The sequence below is a fragment of the Serratia sp. BW106 genome (assembly GCF_002607755.1).
Taxonomy (GTDB): domain Bacteria; phylum Pseudomonadota; class Gammaproteobacteria; order Enterobacterales; family Enterobacteriaceae; genus Serratia; species Serratia proteamaculans.
This window is the reverse complement of record NZ_MCGS01000003.1, coordinates 290,802-305,758: the sequence shown is the minus strand read 5'-3', so window position 1 is coordinate 305,758 and position 14,957 is coordinate 290,802. Positions and strand designations below refer to the sequence as shown.

General features: G+C 52.6%; 13 protein-coding genes. 5 read left to right on the top strand and 8 right to left on the bottom strand.

Annotated features, from left to right (window positions below; genetic code table 11):
• Positions 1 to 20: 20 nt before the first annotated feature.
• Positions 21 to 1,304, bottom strand: coding sequence for a nitrate/nitrite transporter (locus BEI65_RS02995; RefSeq protein ID WP_099062065.1), 1,284 nt, complete (start codon positions 1,302 to 1,304; stop codon positions 21 to 23).
• Positions 1,305 to 1,686: 382 nt separating this feature from the next.
• On the opposite strand from BEI65_RS02995, the gene BEI65_RS02990 reads away from it, so the two are divergent.
• Positions 1,687 to 2,472 (top strand): SDR family oxidoreductase, encoded by a 786-nt coding sequence (locus tag BEI65_RS02990; RefSeq protein WP_099062064.1) that lies wholly within the window; start codon positions 1,687 to 1,689, stop codon positions 2,470 to 2,472.
• Positions 2,473 to 2,540: 68 nt separating this feature from the next.
• Entirely contained in the window at positions 2,541 to 3,995 is a 1,455-nt protein-coding gene (locus BEI65_RS02985; protein WP_099062063.1) for an FAD-binding oxidoreductase, read from the top strand.
• A 34-nt stretch (positions 3,996 to 4,029) separates the two neighbouring features.
• Here the strand turns inward: BEI65_RS02985 and BEI65_RS02980 are convergent, their stop codons facing one another.
• Positions 4,030 to 4,803: an NAD(P)H-dependent oxidoreductase gene (locus BEI65_RS02980; RefSeq protein ID WP_099062062.1), complete on the bottom strand. Its 774-nt coding sequence runs from the start codon at positions 4,801 to 4,803 to the stop codon at positions 4,030 to 4,032.
• Positions 4,804 to 4,889: 86 nt separating this feature from the next.
• On the opposite strand from BEI65_RS02980, the gene BEI65_RS02975 reads away from it, so the two are divergent.
• Entirely contained in the window at positions 4,890 to 5,786 is an 897-nt protein-coding gene (locus BEI65_RS02975; protein WP_099062061.1) for a LysR family transcriptional regulator, read from the top strand.
• A 5-nt stretch (positions 5,787 to 5,791) separates the two neighbouring features.
• Here BEI65_RS02975 and tehA read toward each other — a convergent pair whose 3' ends face one another.
• From tehA to BEI65_RS02950, 5 genes are all read right to left on the bottom strand, one after another.
• Positions 5,792 to 6,775: a dicarboxylate transporter/tellurite-resistance protein TehA gene (gene tehA / locus BEI65_RS02970; protein WP_099062060.1), complete on the bottom strand. Its 984-nt coding sequence runs from the start codon at positions 6,773 to 6,775 to the stop codon at positions 5,792 to 5,794.
• 134 nt (positions 6,776 to 6,909) lie between these two features.
• Positions 6,910 to 8,964, bottom strand: a complete 2,055-nt coding sequence (locus tag BEI65_RS02965) for a TonB-dependent copper receptor (RefSeq protein WP_099062059.1) — start codon at positions 8,962 to 8,964, stop codon at positions 6,910 to 6,912.
• Positions 8,965 to 9,210: 246 nt separating this feature from the next.
• Positions 9,211 to 9,678: a DUF2946 domain-containing protein gene (locus tag BEI65_RS02960; RefSeq protein WP_099062058.1), complete on the bottom strand. Its 468-nt coding sequence runs from the start codon at positions 9,676 to 9,678 to the stop codon at positions 9,211 to 9,213.
• Positions 9,679 to 9,959: 281 nt separating this feature from the next.
• The gene (locus BEI65_RS02955; protein WP_099062057.1) at positions 9,960 to 10,937 is read right to left on the bottom strand and encodes an SLAC1 anion channel family protein; all 978 of its coding nucleotides are present in this window, start codon (positions 10,935 to 10,937) and stop codon (positions 9,960 to 9,962) included.
• A gap of 14 nt (positions 10,938 to 10,951) precedes the next feature.
• Positions 10,952 to 11,293 carry a carboxymuconolactone decarboxylase family protein gene (locus tag BEI65_RS02950; protein WP_099062056.1) on the bottom strand — a complete coding sequence of 114 codons (342 nt, stop codon included), beginning with the start codon at positions 11,291 to 11,293 and terminating at the stop codon, positions 10,952 to 10,954.
• Positions 11,294 to 11,421: 128 nt separating this feature from the next.
• On the opposite strand from BEI65_RS02950, the gene BEI65_RS02945 reads away from it, so the two are divergent.
• Positions 11,422 to 12,366, top strand: coding sequence for an AraC family transcriptional regulator (locus BEI65_RS02945; protein ID WP_099062055.1), 945 nt, complete (start codon positions 11,422 to 11,424; stop codon positions 12,364 to 12,366).
• Positions 12,367 to 12,384: 18 nt separating this feature from the next.
• Here BEI65_RS02945 and dsdC read toward each other — a convergent pair whose 3' ends face one another.
• Positions 12,385 to 13,326 (bottom strand): DNA-binding transcriptional regulator DsdC, encoded by a 942-nt coding sequence (dsdC, locus tag BEI65_RS02940; RefSeq protein WP_099062054.1) that lies wholly within the window; start codon positions 13,324 to 13,326, stop codon positions 12,385 to 12,387.
• 207 nt (positions 13,327 to 13,533) lie between these two features.
• Here dsdC and dsdX point away from each other — a divergent pair, with 207 nt between their 5' ends.
• Positions 13,534 to 14,871, top strand: a complete 1,338-nt coding sequence (dsdX, locus tag BEI65_RS02935; RefSeq protein WP_099062053.1) for a D-serine transporter DsdX — start codon at positions 13,534 to 13,536, stop codon at positions 14,869 to 14,871.
• The last annotated feature ends 86 nt before the right edge of the window (positions 14,872 to 14,957 follow it).

Genomic DNA, 14,957 nt, shown 5'->3' with positions numbered 1-14,957 from the left:
GACTCCTTAAGGAAAAGGCATTATCCGATCGCCGGTTTTGTGGTTATGGTTTTCGCGTCGGCAGTTTTGATTTTGTTGAACAACAGATAAGTAAACACTACCACCAAACCGGTAGCAGCCAGGCCCATCAGCCACATATTGCGGTAAGCCTCGGCGGCGGGCAGGGTATCTTGCCAATGCCCGACTAACGGATAGACAAAGACATCTGGCAGGAAGCCGATCACCGAACAGATACCGACGGTGGTACCCATAATGAATTTGGGCGTACGGGCCTCGCCAATGCAGGCGAAATACAACCCACGCGAGGCATAACAGGCAAAGGCCAGCAGTAGAATCAACCCGATGCCTACAGCGACCGAAACCGGCTGTTGATTGGTGAGCAGCAATGCACCCAGGGTGATCAGGCTGACCAATGCCAGCAACTGGATCACCCGGGTAGGTGATTTCAGCCGGCTGTGGCTGGTGATCAACCCCCCAAGCGGACCGCATACCGCACGAAATATCTTGTTAATGACAATGCCCATATAGCTGGCGGCGACCAAGGTCATACCGTACATTTCGGTCAGATAGTTGGTTGAATAACTCAGGATGGCGTAGATGGTGTAAACGCCGAAAATGATCATGCTGCAATACCAGGTGGTACTGACTTTCAGCACCTTAAGGATATCGCCGAGGCTAAACTGGCGTACAGGTTCAGCGCTGTTTGCCGCCTGCGGGACGCCTTCGCTGACAAAACACCAACACAGAATGCCGAGCAGAATATACACGCCGCTGTAAATCAGGATCACTGCTTTCAGGCTGTCAGGATCTTCGGGGCTGAACATGGAGAATACCCACATGGTGAAGACCGCCAATGTCATGACGCCGACACCGCGTAAACCTTCCATCCAACCCATGATTTTCCCCTGTTCCTGGTGGTCGCCAAGCAGCGATGCTGCCTTGATGGAAACGGACCACAGCAACAGAATGGTGGTAATGGCGAATGCCACCTGGATCAGGATCATCATCCAGAAGGGAGGGTATAACGCCATCAACCCACCCAGTAACCCGGTAGCGATCATGGCGAAAGTCATGGTTTTACGATGGTCGAACTTGTCGGCGATAATACCGCTAGGGGCATAAAGAATAATGGCGGCAATACCGAAGGTACTCATGATTAACCCTATTTCGGTATTGGAAAAGCCCATAAATTTCGCCATGGGAATTTGATAAATATAACGCAGATAGGCCAGATCAAAGCTCACGCCGCCACTGATACTTATTATCGCCAGCGTTAACCAGCGGTGGGTATTGGTTTTTTTCATGCGGCACCCTGTTAAAAATTAAATAAAAAAAGAGAAAAGCAGGCTCCCCGCATTGCGGGAAGTTACTTTTCTCTTCGGCTCATTCAGTAACTGCACTAACAAATAGCACGGTGATACTAATAATAAAAGCGACCGCCATCACAAAAGATTAAAGTTGGGTTACCTGGTTTTTTAATAAATTAATTGTTTGGAATGATGTTAGACACTGTATTTTAGGGATGAAATGATTTTGTGATGTAAGTCACTGAATAGTCCTGGTGGGCCATGTTAGCTTGCTCCTCAGTTACTAGAGCCGATGAGAAAAGTAACTTCTTTGCTACACGCAGAGGAGCTTACTTTTCTCATTTTTTTTTGCATTTTTTTCAGGCTAAGGAGTTAGTACATGTCACTGGATAAATTAAATGCGTTCTCACTGGATTTCTTTTCACTGAAGGGAAAAACGGCAATTGTCACCGGCGGCAACAGCGGCCTGGGGCAGGCATTTGCCGTAGCACTGGCCAAGGCAGGCGCCAATCTGTTTATTCCCAGCTTTGTGATGGATCAGGGACAAACCCGCGAAATCATTGAGCAACAGGGCGTTCAGGTTGAGTTCATGCAGGTCGATATTACCGAGAAAGGCGCTCCCGCAAGGGTTATTGCCCAATGTCTGGCAAAGTTCGGTGGTGTAGATATTCTGGTCAACAATGCAGGCATCTGTAAATTGAACAAGGTGCTGGATTTTGGTCGTGGTGACTGGGATCCGATGATCGACATCAATCTGACTGCCGCCTTTGAAATGAGCTATGAAGTCGCAAAAGTAATGATCCCCAACCAGCAGGGCAAGATCATCAATATTTGTTCGCTGTTCTCTTATCTTGGCGGGCAGTGGTCACCGGCTTATGCCGCCACCAAACACGCCCTGGCCGGGTTTACCAAAGCCTATTGTGACGAGCTAGGCCAATATAATATTCAGGTCAACGGTATTGCTCCTGGTTATTATGCTACAGATATCACCGCTGAGACCCGTAGTAATCCGGAAACCAATCGCCGGGTACTGGAGCATATTCCCGCCAATCGATGGGGTGACACTCAGGATTTAATGGGGGCCATGGTGTTTTTAGCCAGCAGGGCGTCTAATTATGTTAATGGCCATTTGCTGGTGGTAGACGGTGGTTATCTGGTTCGTTAAATAAGCGGGACTTCCCATTTCATCTCAAGCAACAAAATTTATATTCTTATTATCAGGAAGGAATAATCATGTCTCTGACTCGTGAAGCTATTGTCGCTCATTTAAAAGAAATCGTTGGCCCGGCACGGGTGATTACGGATGAAGAAGTGCTGAAAAAAAATAGTGTAGACCGCTTCCGCAAATATGCTGATATCCACGGTGTCTTCACCCAGCCGTTACCCGCCGCGGTAGTCAAACTGGAGAATACCCAGCAGGTGTCAGACGTATTGAAGTTTATGAATGAAAATCACATCAACTGCGTACCACGGACTGGCGCGTCAGCCACTGAGGGTGGGCTGGAGACGGTGGTGAAAAACTCGGTGGTGCTGGATGGTTCAGGGCTGAACCAGGTGGTCAAGATTGATATTCGCAACATGCAAGCCACGGCCCAGTGCGGCGTCCCGCTGGAAGTGCTGGAGAATCAGTTGCGGGCTCAGGGTTACACCACCGGGCATTCACCGCAGTCCAAACCGCTGGCGCAAATGGGCGGGCTGGTCGCGACACGCAGCATTGGCCAGCTGTCTACGTTATACGGGGCAATAGAGGACATGGTGGTTGGACTGGAGGCGGTCTTCCCTAACGGTACCATTACCCGGATCAAAAACGTGCCGCGCCGGGCGGCCGGGCCGGATATTCGTCACGTGATTATCGGCAACGAAGGGGCGCTGTGCTTCATAACCGAAGTGACGGTGAAAATCTTCAAATACACGCCGGAGAACAACCTGTTTTACGGCTATACCCTCGATAACATGCAAACCGGTTTCGACATCCTGCGAGAAGTGATGGTTGAGGGTTATCGCCCGTCGATCGCCCGGCTCTACGATGCCGAGGACGGCACCCAGCATTTTACCCATTTTGCCAAAGGGAAATGTGTGCTGATTTTTATGGCTGAAGGGGCAAAAGGGATAGCACAGGCGACCGGCGCGGGCATTGAGGCGATCGTACAACGCCATGCCGAATGCCATAAGGTGGACAGTAAACTGATTGAAGCCTGGTTCAATAACCTGAACTGGGGGCCGGAGAAGGTAGAGGCCGAACGCGTGCAGATCATGAAAACCAACAATATGGGCTTCACCACCGAGGTTTCCAGCGACTGGGCGAGTATCCATACCATCTATGAAAACGTGATCCGTCGGATACGGGCCGAATTCCCCCCTATTGCTGACATCACCATGCTGGGTGGGCACTCGTCCCACAGCTATATCAATGGCACCAATATGTACTTCGTTTACGATTACAACGTAGTGGGTTGTAAGCCGGAAGAGGAGATCGACAAGTACCACAATCCTTTGAACAAGATTATCGTCGAGGAAACCCTTAAACAGGGCGGTTCAATGGTGCATCACCACGGTATCGGCAAGCACCGTACCCACTGGACCAAAGACGAGCACGGCAGTGCCTATTACATCCTGAAGGCGTTGAAAGAGGTTTACGATCCTAACGGCATCATGAACACCGGCACCATTTATCCGCTGGAAAAATGATTTGGCTGATGGCCCGGTTTACCGGGCCTGAACATTATTCGATATGTGCACTAAAACCAGACTGCCCAGGGGCAATAGCCGGTTTCAGGGTTAATGCCGGGATCTCATATTCTCCCGCATTCTGTCGACGGAAGGGGATCGGTGCGGTGTCCGCCAGGTCATCGAGTCGTTGGCCCAGAGCGCTGCCGATCTCGGCAAACCGGGTTTCATCAATCCGACCGGTGCGATAAATGACAAAGGGTGGCAACACCTCGAAACCGGGGTAATGCAGGATGCCATGCTGAATAGGGAACAGAATGTCATCGATCGGGCCATTGATACCGCGTTCGGCATAATGCGATTCCCAACCGCCGGTGGTGACAATCAGCATCGCGCGTTTGCCGGCCAGGGTACCTTCGCCATAGCGGTCACCCCAGCGTGAGTCAGAGTGTTCCCCCACGCCATAGGCGAATCCGTAGGCATAGACGCGTTCTACCCAGCCTTTAAGGATTGCCGGCATAGAAAACCACCACAGGGGAAACTGCAAGATAACCGTATCGGCCCACAGTAATTTCTCCTGCTCCAGCTCAATGTCTTTGCTCTGTAACCCATGGGCAAACGCATGTTGGGAATCACGCGAGGGATCAAAACGATCCCCGGGTTGCGCTGTACTGTCGGCGGCATCAAGCGTGGCTTTCCACTGCATGGCATACAGATCGGATACTTGTACCTCGTGGCCGGCGGCTTCAAGCCGTTGGACAGAAAAATCCTTCAGTGAGCCATTCAATGACTGCGGTTCAGGGTGAGCATAGACCAGTAAAACATTCATAGTGTGACCTCCATGGGTTGATGAAGGTCAGGGTAGGCGGATGTCAGGTATACTGGAAATGAATTTCTAATATTACAGGTATTACCATGAATAATATCAGACGCCTGGATCTCAACCTGCTGGTGACGCTGGACACCTTGCTGGCCGAGCATAATGTGACCCGGACGGCGCAGCGATTACACCTTTCGCAGCCTTCGGTCAGTGTGCATCTTGCCAAACTCAGGGATATTTTTAACGACCCCTTGTTGATGCCGGGGCCACGCGGCATGCGGCCGACCGCCCGGGGTGACGAGCTGCGTGAGCCATTACGCCTGGCGCTTGAGGCTCTGGAACGTGCGGTATCACCGTCGGAACCCTTTGACCCAAGGGTGGCGGACAATACCTGGCGCGTGGCGGCTTTCGACTACGGTGAGTCGACCATTGTTCAACCGGCGTTGCTCGGGTTACGGGCAGCCGCGCCGCACAGTCGACTGGCGGTGATCGAAACCGTGCCTTCACGCATTGCCAGGCAGGCGGAACAGGGTGAAATCGATCTGGCCTTTCATACTCGAGAAGGTTCACCGCCCAATTTGCGACAGCGCATTCTATTTAGCGAACGCTATGTACTGGTCGGGCGTGCAGGGCACCCAGAATTGCAAACACCGCCGTCGCTGGCCCAGTTTTGCGAGCTGGAACATGTAATGGTTTCACCGGACGGCGGGGGATTTTTCGGTATTACCGACAAAGTGCTGGCGGAAGCCGGCTTAACCCGGCGTGTGGTGCTTTCCGTTCCGCATTTTCTGTTTGTGATGTCGGTGCTGGCAAATTCAGATCTGGTGGCGATGCTGCCTTCACGGCTGGTACGCAACAATAGCTCGCTGCAGGTAGTCGAACCGCCGGTCGAGGTGCCGGGGTTCGAAATGACCATGCTGTGGCATGAGCGTTCTCACCGCGATCCGGCACATCAATGGTTGCGCGAGCATATCGTCGCCGCGGTAAGCTGAGGGAGTCAGGGGCGCGGGTGGTATTTCAACAAACCGCCCTGGAACAACAGAATCAGCGTACGAACCAACAACAAGCCAATCAGGATATTACTGAAGACGAAAAGCGGTAATGCGAGCGCAGACAGTATCCCTTCATGGCTCGCATGCCCCAGATGCAGAGCGGTGGTCGCCAGAGCAGAAAGGCCGAACGAAAAGCTCCAGAATGAGGCATTAAAAGGCCCCTTCAGATACCAGGGAAGCAGGCGGATCATAAATAACAACTGCAGCAGACCATAGCCGAAAAGCATTTTGGCCAGCACATCGGCTTCACCGCCATTCACGGCCAGCCAGGCACTGCAAGCCACCAGTGCGGGGGCCAGTTGGATACCGAGAGAGATCCGTACCGGTTCCGGCATTTCGCCCTGACTGCGCAGGCGATGTAAAATGGCCGGTTCCAGGCTCAGCCAGGAAAGAACACCGGCGCCCAGAAACAGCAGGCCCAGATCCTGATACCCCAATGCGCCGCAGGCCATGCAACTGATAAAGTTGTTGGCGACCGTTGGCAAGTAGAGCCCGGGCGTGGTGGCCTCACCAGGGTGCGTTCCACGCCACAGGCCGGCACTTTGCCAGGCGGCATAGCTCAGTTGTGCCAGAGCGCCCACCACGAACAGTGCCACGGCCAGTGAACGCCACCAGGGCACCACGCCAATGGCGACCAGTAGGGTGGTTGCCGGGAACAAACTGACATAGCTACTCATCAGCGGGTGGGTGATTTCGGCTTTTACACTCTGGGGGAAACGCAGCAGGCGGTATAAAAAAGCGCAGGCCAGCAGAAACCACAGGGTGATCGCGATGACCACTAACGCCTCACCGATGACAGCGGGGACAGGCAGGATGGTGGCCGCATAACGCCAGCCAAAACCTGCGCCAATGATGCCCAATACCATGCCAAAATAGCCTGCGGGCAAATTCAGGTAACGGGAACCCGGATTCAAATCAGATTTAATCATTTTGTTTATATTTTCAAATTTATTTTAAGCGATCTTAACGAGTTTGACGGGCGGAAGCAATAATACTTAGGGAGTGAGTACAGGCTCAGAAAGGGCTTTGCCGGGCGATGCTGACCACCGCCCGGCCCCTTTAGTTAGAAAGTGACATTAACCTTGGCCCAGAGAGTACGGCCCGGTTCATTCACCGAAGTATTCGAGGAATAACCAAAGGTGCTGTTACCTGCCAGGTTTAGATGCTCGCTGTAGGTTTTATTAAAAATGTTATCCAGACCGGTACTGAGTTTGATCTGCGGATTCACCTTGTACGCCACATTGGCGGAAAGCACGCCAAAGCCCGGGCTATCGGCAAAGTCTTTACCCACCACGTTGCCCTGATTGATCGCCACGCGGTGCTGGCTGCTGACCAAACGCCAAAGGCCGGTACTGCTCCAGTCCCCACGTTCATAAGTTAAACCCAAGCGCGCTTCCAGCGGTGGAATTTGCGGCAGTGGCTGGTGGTCCGTGGTGTTTTTACCCCAGGCATAGGCCAGGCTGGCATCGGTTTTCCAGTGCTCGGCCAGCTGATAGCCCATGCCCATCTCACCGCCCATAATCGTCGCGTTGACGTTATCGGCCTGGCTGATGCGGGTGTGGTTGGGATCGTACTTGAACAGGATAAAGTCATTCACATGACCCAGATACGCTGAAACCCAACTGTTAAAACGTTTATCCGTGTACTGAGCACCGATATCGATCTGCGTGGTCTTTTCACTCTTCACACTATCAAACGGGCTCTTACTGCCGTCCGGCCCAAGTGTCGGGGAGAACAACTCCCAGTAGTCAGGGAAACGTTCGGTATAGCCTATCCCGGCGTAAACCATCAACGGCATGCCGGCCAGCGTATGCTCTATACGGGTAAACCCGCTCGGCAAGGTGTCGGAACGTTCGCTGTCATTGGCGGATTTATAGTTATCTACCAGGCTACGATCAAGGCGTGCACCACTGATGACTTTGCTTTGTTCGGTTGCGGTCCAGGTCAACTCGCCAAAAGCGCCGTAGTTATGGAATTGCGCATCTTTTTGCCAGGCATCCCCCTGTTTATTACGGTGGGTGTTGGTCTGGGTATCCATACCGCTTTCCAACTTCAAATCGTCCCATAGGAAGGTGCCCATCACGCGCCCGCCGACGGTGCGGCGATCCAACTGCATCGTCATCCCCATATTCATGTGTCCCATGCCCATATGGCCCATCGCCATGCCGCCCTGACCGGGGGAACGAAGGGTAACGTTATCCATAATATGGTTGGCGTAGTTGTAATAAACCTGGGCTTCTAGCTTATCCAGCACCTCGCCAATATTGGATTTCTCTACTCGCATACCCAGGCTTTCACGTTTGAATTGTGAGCCATCCATGCTGCGTCCGGCATAGCGCGCTTCGCCATTACCCCGGCCCATGGTGACTTCCAACAGGGTGTCACTGTCTGGCGTCCAGCCGAGCGCCAAATCGCCATTCCACTTATCCCAGCGCGAAGGGACGCGTTGGCTATCGCCGTCCTGATAATCATTGGAACGCGATTTATTGCCCATCAGACGCAGATAGCCTTGTTCGCCACCCAGGCTGGCATCGATGTTTTCATCCCAGCGCCCGTTAGAACCGGCCAGCAGACTGGCATTTCCCTTGATGCCGGGCTGTTCAAAGCGAGGGCGTTCACGTTCAAAGCGCACCGTGCCTGCCGAAGAACCGGCCCCCCAGAGCACCGTTTGCGGGCCTTTGGTGATGGTCAACAGATCGTAGCTTTCTGGTGAAATGTACGAGGTAGGGGCGTCCATTCTTGCAGGACAGGCACCTAGCATTTCGCCGCCGTCGGTCAGGATCTTCAGTCGTGAGCCAAACATGCCGCGAAACACCGGATCGCCATTGGTGCCACCGTTACGGATCTGCGAGAAGCCTGGAATGGTTTTCAGGTAATCCGAACCGTCACTGGCCGGCACCGGCTGACGCGGCGTTTTCGGTGATGTTACAATGGTCATTGGTGAATAGAGTGGCGCCGTTACGGTGATCACGTCGCCATCATTGGCTTTGACTGCAACCTCATGCTGGTGCGGTTCAGTGGCATGAGCGCTGAAGGTGGCCAGGACAAACAGTGGCATCGCCGCAGTAATATGCAGTGGCAGAGGGCGTTTTTTATAATTCTTGGTTGTACCAAACATCATCGTTCCTTAATGTAAATTTTGACGCTAAAAATATGTTCACATCGCAACCGGCTATTATTTAGGCGCAGTAACACCCGGAGCATCATGCCGCCGTAAATAGGGGTTGGGTTCCGTCATGACGAATCAATAACGCCAATCGGGTTGCGATGAATAATGTTCTGCAGCCGTAAATATGACAGGCGTGCGTCAACCTCCTGGTTGAATCATCTCAACAGGAATAATTTGGCTGCAGTCTATTAATTTTTAAATCAGAGGAAGTGATGCTGGTGGAGCGCGGGGCTGTGACTCAGAGTGGATCACATGGGCGAATAACGGGAAGATATAATGTGCTGGTGGGGCGCGGGACAGCAATGAACCTGACCAGAATAATGGCGAGTAGGCCAGATCCAGCAGCGGGACATGGATCAGCAAGACGCAGTACCCGCAGGCGCTGTCATCCATCATCATCGCCATATTGTGGCTGCCGGTCTGCATGGGCATTGACATGCCCGGCATGCTGGCCTTGCCGGTTGGCTCTGACGGCGGCTGGTGATGGCTATGCATCGACATATCCATACCGCAGTCTGCCATGCCGGCAGGTTCAGACTGCCCGACGCGCGCATGCTCCAGCGACCGTGAGATCACCGGGGCAATGAACAACATCAGGATCGCAAAAATCCCCAGACAGGCAGGGAGACGGCTTCGCGATGTAGCAGTCCGAATTAACGACACATATATCCTAAAATAGTGCGAAATTAACGGGCGGAATTGTACTGTTTTATACGGCAAATGTTAAAACATTTTATTCAGGGTTAGCCTATTGCTAAAGTGAATTGCCGTTTGTCTCACATTCTCAACCCATTTAACCTTTAGGATATATCTTGGCCTCGCTGTGAAATAATACTGGCAGTAAAGGTATTGTTATATCCCGACTGCTGAATATTCCAGCGTAAATATCATGGACAGGCTAAAAACATTGGGTAAATCCGTTCGCCGAAGTGCCCAGAAAAACCTCAACCTGCCAGCTTTTGCATCTCACTACGCACAATCCCGGTAATAGTGCGGATGAATAACGCAGCTATCACCGTGGTTGCCAGAGCCAGTAACGCAACGGCGATGGCATCTGCCCAAATTGCCTGAGCAAAGGCGGCATAACGTAGACCGGCACCTGCGGCGGCGGATAGCGGAAAACTGACGGCCCACCAGGAGACCCTAAACGGACAGCAGTGTCTGAGATCACGCAGGCGTGAAAGCAGGACTGTCAGCAGCAGCAGTGTCAGAGCAAACAATCCTTCTGCGAACAAATCTACGTGTCCCACGGTTATCACGTAGGCAGAAAACCCTACGGCAAAAGGGGCCAGCATAATCAACAGTGACGGGCTCATGGCCGCAGGTATCGGCTCTTCAAACATCAACCGCGAAAGAATAATCGTAAACAGGGGGATTGCAAAAAATAACCCAACCGACAACCCTAACACCATCAAGGCATGTGGCGGTTCGGTAAAATGCAATGCGGGGACTGCCAGGGGGATATCCAGCATTCCCACCAATGGCACGATCCAGGCCGGTACGGCATGAACCCTTTGTTGGCGAATGCCAATCCAGCGACCGGCCATTAACCACGCAAATACCGTCATGCCTATTGCCCCCAATATCCATAGCGTGCGAGCCAGGGGCATACTGATTTCGGCCAGTATAGCGGGCAACAGCAATGCGCTAATGAGCGGCGTCCCAAATAGCGCACCCGCGATAGGGTGAGTAAACTCGGCTTTGACGTGTTCAAATCCCGTCGCCGCTTTAATGGCATATGCCACAACCAGCAGCACAAATACGATCACCGCAACACCACTAATTATTTGCGCAATCCACAAGGGTGTCCCCCACTGTGTATGAGCCATTCGCCAGGCCTGCCCTAAACCGGCCAATCCCATGACGGAACCAAACAAAGCTACGGGTAACCAGGACAGCCGGGCAGAAGAAACGAAGATCATATTCAAGCCTCACTTTAGTTTGGCTGCATTGCAGCCAAAGCATCCATCACACGAGCTGAGTACACCATCGCGGCCCCCGCATTCAAAGCCACCGCTACGCCCAGTGCTTCCGCTATCTCTTCTCTGGTCGCGCCGTGTTTCACAGCTTCTGCGGTATGTACCGCGATACAGCCATCGCAATGTGTCGTAACAGCGACAGCCAGTGCGATCAACTCACGAGTTTTGGCATCCAGATGAGAGGTTTTTTTCCCCGCTAGCGACAACGCCTGATAGCCAGAAACGGTATCAGGGGCCAGCTTGCCCAATTCGCCGACGCGGCTCATCAACTGCTTGCGGTATTCATTCCAATCCAACATGGTCTCTCCTTTCTTTGATGGGGCGATCATTGCGCAAAGCCAGATCGCATAAAAACTTGTCTAGATAATAGTCTTTGCTCGTGATTTGATGCATGATGTGGAGTCTCTATTTTTAGCTCATTCGTCTCATGGATACTTTAAGTCAACTACTTTCACTTAGCCAAACGCAGGTCAGCTTAGATGTACGCTGCTTGCTGGACGGGGCATTTTCTATCCCTCATGAGATCATGTGTCCGGGGGAAGCGGCTTTCCATTTCCTGCTTTCCGGTGAGTGCCAATTGCGCCTGAGCAAAGACCTGACACTGAAGATGAATGCAGGGGATTTTGTTTTATTGCCCCATGGCTCCGCCCACGAATTACTAAACGTGACCAAGGATACCCATTCAGTTCGGAAGATAACCCGCGATATACGCATACAAGCAGGCAAGTCTCTGCCGATCAAATGCAACCAGGATGCAGCCAACCTGGCTGACGTGGATTTGCTTTGTGGACGATTTGTTTTTACTCGTGGTGCAGGGACACTGCTGATGCAGTCATTACCCCAAGTACTGCATGTCTGTTTGCGAGATTCTTCCGGGGTGGATCAGTTGGAAGCCCTGATCTCTCTATTACGCACAGAAACCGATGATGCTCAGCCTGGTGCTCACTCCATTGTGAATACACTTGGGCAGGTTCTTCTCATTTTTGCGTTGCGCACTTATAGCCAAGGCACAAATATATCGCCTAACTTACTGGCGTTAGCCGCGGACAGAAGGTTAGGCCCTTCGATTCAGGCCATCCTGGAATCTCCAGCGCAGCCATGGACGATTTCATCGCTCGGTAAAATGGTTGCTATGTCGCGTGCCACCTATGCCCGGCAGTTTCAGGATAGATCTGGCATGACGGTGGGGGGATTTCTTACCCAAATCAGGATAATGCGCGCGTGTGAACTACTGTCTAACACCGCTCTGGGTCAGGCAGATATTGGCGAGGCCGTCGGGTATCAATCCGAAGCGGCCTTCGGTAAAGCATTTCACAAAATCATGGGACAGACACCGGGACGGTGGCGGCGGGGGCAACGTATGGGATCCTAATCCATGTAGAATCGGTGCTTACGCGGGTTGTTCTCCCAGGGCTTTTAACCAAAGGATGAAGGCGTCAATCTTCGGCCACTGGCGATCGGAAAGCGTCGATACATAATAGTGCTGGTCGCATTTCAGCTCCATCTTCGGGAAGGGAGCTACCAGCTCGCCGGAATCAAGCTGCTTGCGGATCAGCCGTTTACGGCCCATGGCCACGCCGACATGATTGATGGCTGCCGTGACGGCCAGATCGGAACGATCAAAGCCAATTCCCGGCGAGGTATCCAGATTCACGCCGAAATGCTGTGCCCAACTGTGCCATTCGTCTGTTCCTGAGTCATAGCTCCAGGCTTGTCGATCGTGGAGCAGGGTGCAGTGGGAGAGGTTGCCGGGAAAGTTGACCAGCTCAAATTGGTTGGCGTACTCCGGGCTGCATACTGGAATGATCGATTCGTCCATCAGGTATTGATAATGAAGTTGCGACGACGGCGTGGCGTCAAAGTAAACCGCCAGATCGATACCCGCCCGCTGGAAGTTCACATTTTCATTGCCAGTCAGAATGGTCAGATTAATGGCAGGATAACGGCGGGAGAAATCCGCCAGCGCCGGGACAATCCAACACTGAGCAATGGAAGGCCGTGAGTAAATGGTTAACGAGCCGGATAGCGCCTGATTCTTGATATCCAGAATTTCCTGGTTCAGGGTGCCGAGTGAAGATTTTAACGCCCAGAAAACCCGTTTGCCTTCGGTCGTGAGCTCCACCTTGCGATGAGAGCGGACAAACAGTTGGATCCCCAGATTGGCCTCAAGCTGATTAATGTTATGGCTGACGGCACTGGGGCTGACAGACAGCTCATCGGCCGCCATGGCGAAAGACTCATGTCGTGCAGCAACTTCAAAGGTAAACAACCGCGATAACTGCCAGCCATTCAGCGACCGGTGTGGACCCGCCAATAGATGATTCACTGCCATAAACTCCCCCTGAGATTTAAAAAAACCGGCGTTCTTCGCACCAGTTTGGTGAGCAAAGTTGACCCATGTCGCTAAATTGCACCATTTCTTGGCGTAAGTCACTCGTTTGATTCTGTTTCACTCATGTGAGGGCGGATTTTTATCGTTTGTCACCGATCGTCGTTTTCCTGTCCAATGAAGGTAAGTTAATTGCGGGGAGTATGGACTATGGATTCGCAGATTTGGGTTGCCGGCACGCTGATCGCCAGTATCGCGATCATCATTTTGACCATCGTGAAGTTTAAGTTTCACCCTTTTTTAGCATTACTGTTGGCGAGCTTCTTTGTCGGCGGCATGATGGGCATGGGCCCGATTGATATGGTTAATGCCATAGAAAACGGCATTGGCAGTACGCTAGGGTTTTTAGCCGCCGTCATCGGGCTGGGTACCATTCTGGGCAAGATGATGGAGGTTTCCGGCGCGGCAGAGCGTATTGGTATTGCGCTCCAGCGTTGCCGCTGGCTGTCCGTTGACGTGATTATGGTGCTGGTCGGTTTGGTTTGCGGCATCACGCTGTTTGTTGAAGTGGGCGTGGTGCTATTGATCCCATTGGCTTTTTCCATTGCCAGAAAAACCGGGACCTCCTTGCTCAAGTTGGCCATTCCTCTGTGTACTGCATTGATGGCAGTGCACTGCGTGGTTCCTCCTCATCCAGCAGCGTTGTTTGTTACCAACAAGCTGGGCGCAGACGTGGGCACGGTGATTGTTTATGGTCTTCTCGTCGGGTTGACGGCATCACTGGTCGGGGGGCCGCTGTTCCTGAAATTAGTCGGCAAGCGTTTGCCGTTTAAGGCAGTCCCGCCCGAGTTTTCTAATCTGGCCGTGCGGGAAGAGCGTTCACTGCCATCACTGGGGGCAACGTTGTTTACCGTTTTGCTACCCATCGTGCTGATGCTGGCCAAAACGCTGGCAGAGCTGAACCTGGATAAAGAAGGGCGCTTGTTTACCGTTATGGAGTTTATCGGTAACCCGATCATCGCCATGTTTATCGCCGTGTTTGTGGCTTATTACGTGCTGGGCCTGCGCCGACATATGGGGATGAGCGCTCTGCTAAGCCACACAGAATCCGGTTTTTCTTCCATCGCCAATATCTTGCTGATTATCGGTGCTGGCGGGGCATTCAACAGTATTCTGAAAACCAGCGGCCTGGCCGATACCCTGGCACTGATGCTGTCCAACCTGCATATGCACCCGATCCTGTTGGCCTGGCTGGTCGCCCTGATCCTGCATGCTGCCGTGGGTTCCGCTACCGTAGCCATGATGGGGGCCACGGCAATAGTCGCGCCGATGCTGTCGCTTTATCCTAATGTGAGCCCGGAGATCGTGACGATTGCTATTGGCTCTGGCGCCATTGGCTGCACCATTGTGACGGATTCCCTGTTCTGGTTGGTGAAGCAGTATTGCGGGGCGACGCTGAATGAAACCTTCAAGTATTACACTACGGCCACCTTTATCGCCTCGGTGCTGGCGCTGGGCATGACCTTCCTGCTTTCATATGTTATTTAAGCTAAACATAGCGTCTGCAGTTAACTTTAGGTGACGATGTTGCCTAAAGTTGTTTTATAGCCCTAGTCATGCCCATTCCCTCCCGC

What these genes read in the sequence shown, in the direction of transcription:
- BEI65_RS02950 (WP_099062056.1), bottom strand. Translation starts at nt 11,293, where the DNA reads ATGTTGGATTGGAATGAATACCGCAAGCAGTTGATGAGCCGCGTCGGC.
- BEI65_RS02985 (WP_099062063.1), top strand. Translation starts at nt 2,541, where the DNA reads ATGTCTCTGACTCGTGAAGCTATTGTCGCTCATTTAAAAGAAATCGTT.
- tehA (WP_099062060.1), bottom strand. Translation starts at nt 6,775, where the DNA reads ATGATTAAATCTGATTTGAATCCGGGTTCCCGTTACCTGAATTTGCCC.
- dsdX (WP_099062053.1), top strand. Translation starts at nt 13,534, where the DNA reads ATGGATTCGCAGATTTGGGTTGCCGGCACGCTGATCGCCAGTATCGCG.
- BEI65_RS02990 (WP_099062064.1), top strand. Translation starts at nt 1,687, where the DNA reads ATGTCACTGGATAAATTAAATGCGTTCTCACTGGATTTCTTTTCACTG.
- BEI65_RS02945 (WP_099062055.1), top strand. Translation starts at nt 11,422, where the DNA reads ATGGATACTTTAAGTCAACTACTTTCACTTAGCCAAACGCAGGTCAGC.
- BEI65_RS02995 (WP_099062065.1), bottom strand. Translation starts at nt 1,304, where the DNA reads ATGAAAAAAACCAATACCCACCGCTGGTTAACGCTGGCGATAATAAGT.
- BEI65_RS02975 (WP_099062061.1), top strand. Translation starts at nt 4,890, where the DNA reads ATGAATAATATCAGACGCCTGGATCTCAACCTGCTGGTGACGCTGGAC.
- BEI65_RS02965 (WP_099062059.1), bottom strand. Translation starts at nt 8,964, where the DNA reads ATGTTTGGTACAACCAAGAATTATAAAAAACGCCCTCTGCCACTGCAT.
- dsdC (WP_099062054.1), bottom strand. Translation starts at nt 13,326, where the DNA reads ATGGCAGTGAATCATCTATTGGCGGGTCCACACCGGTCGCTGAATGGC.
- BEI65_RS02980 (WP_099062062.1), bottom strand. Translation starts at nt 4,803, where the DNA reads ATGAATGTTTTACTGGTCTATGCTCACCCTGAACCGCAGTCATTGAAT.
- BEI65_RS02955 (WP_099062057.1), bottom strand. Translation starts at nt 10,937, where the DNA reads ATGATCTTCGTTTCTTCTGCCCGGCTGTCCTGGTTACCCGTAGCTTTG.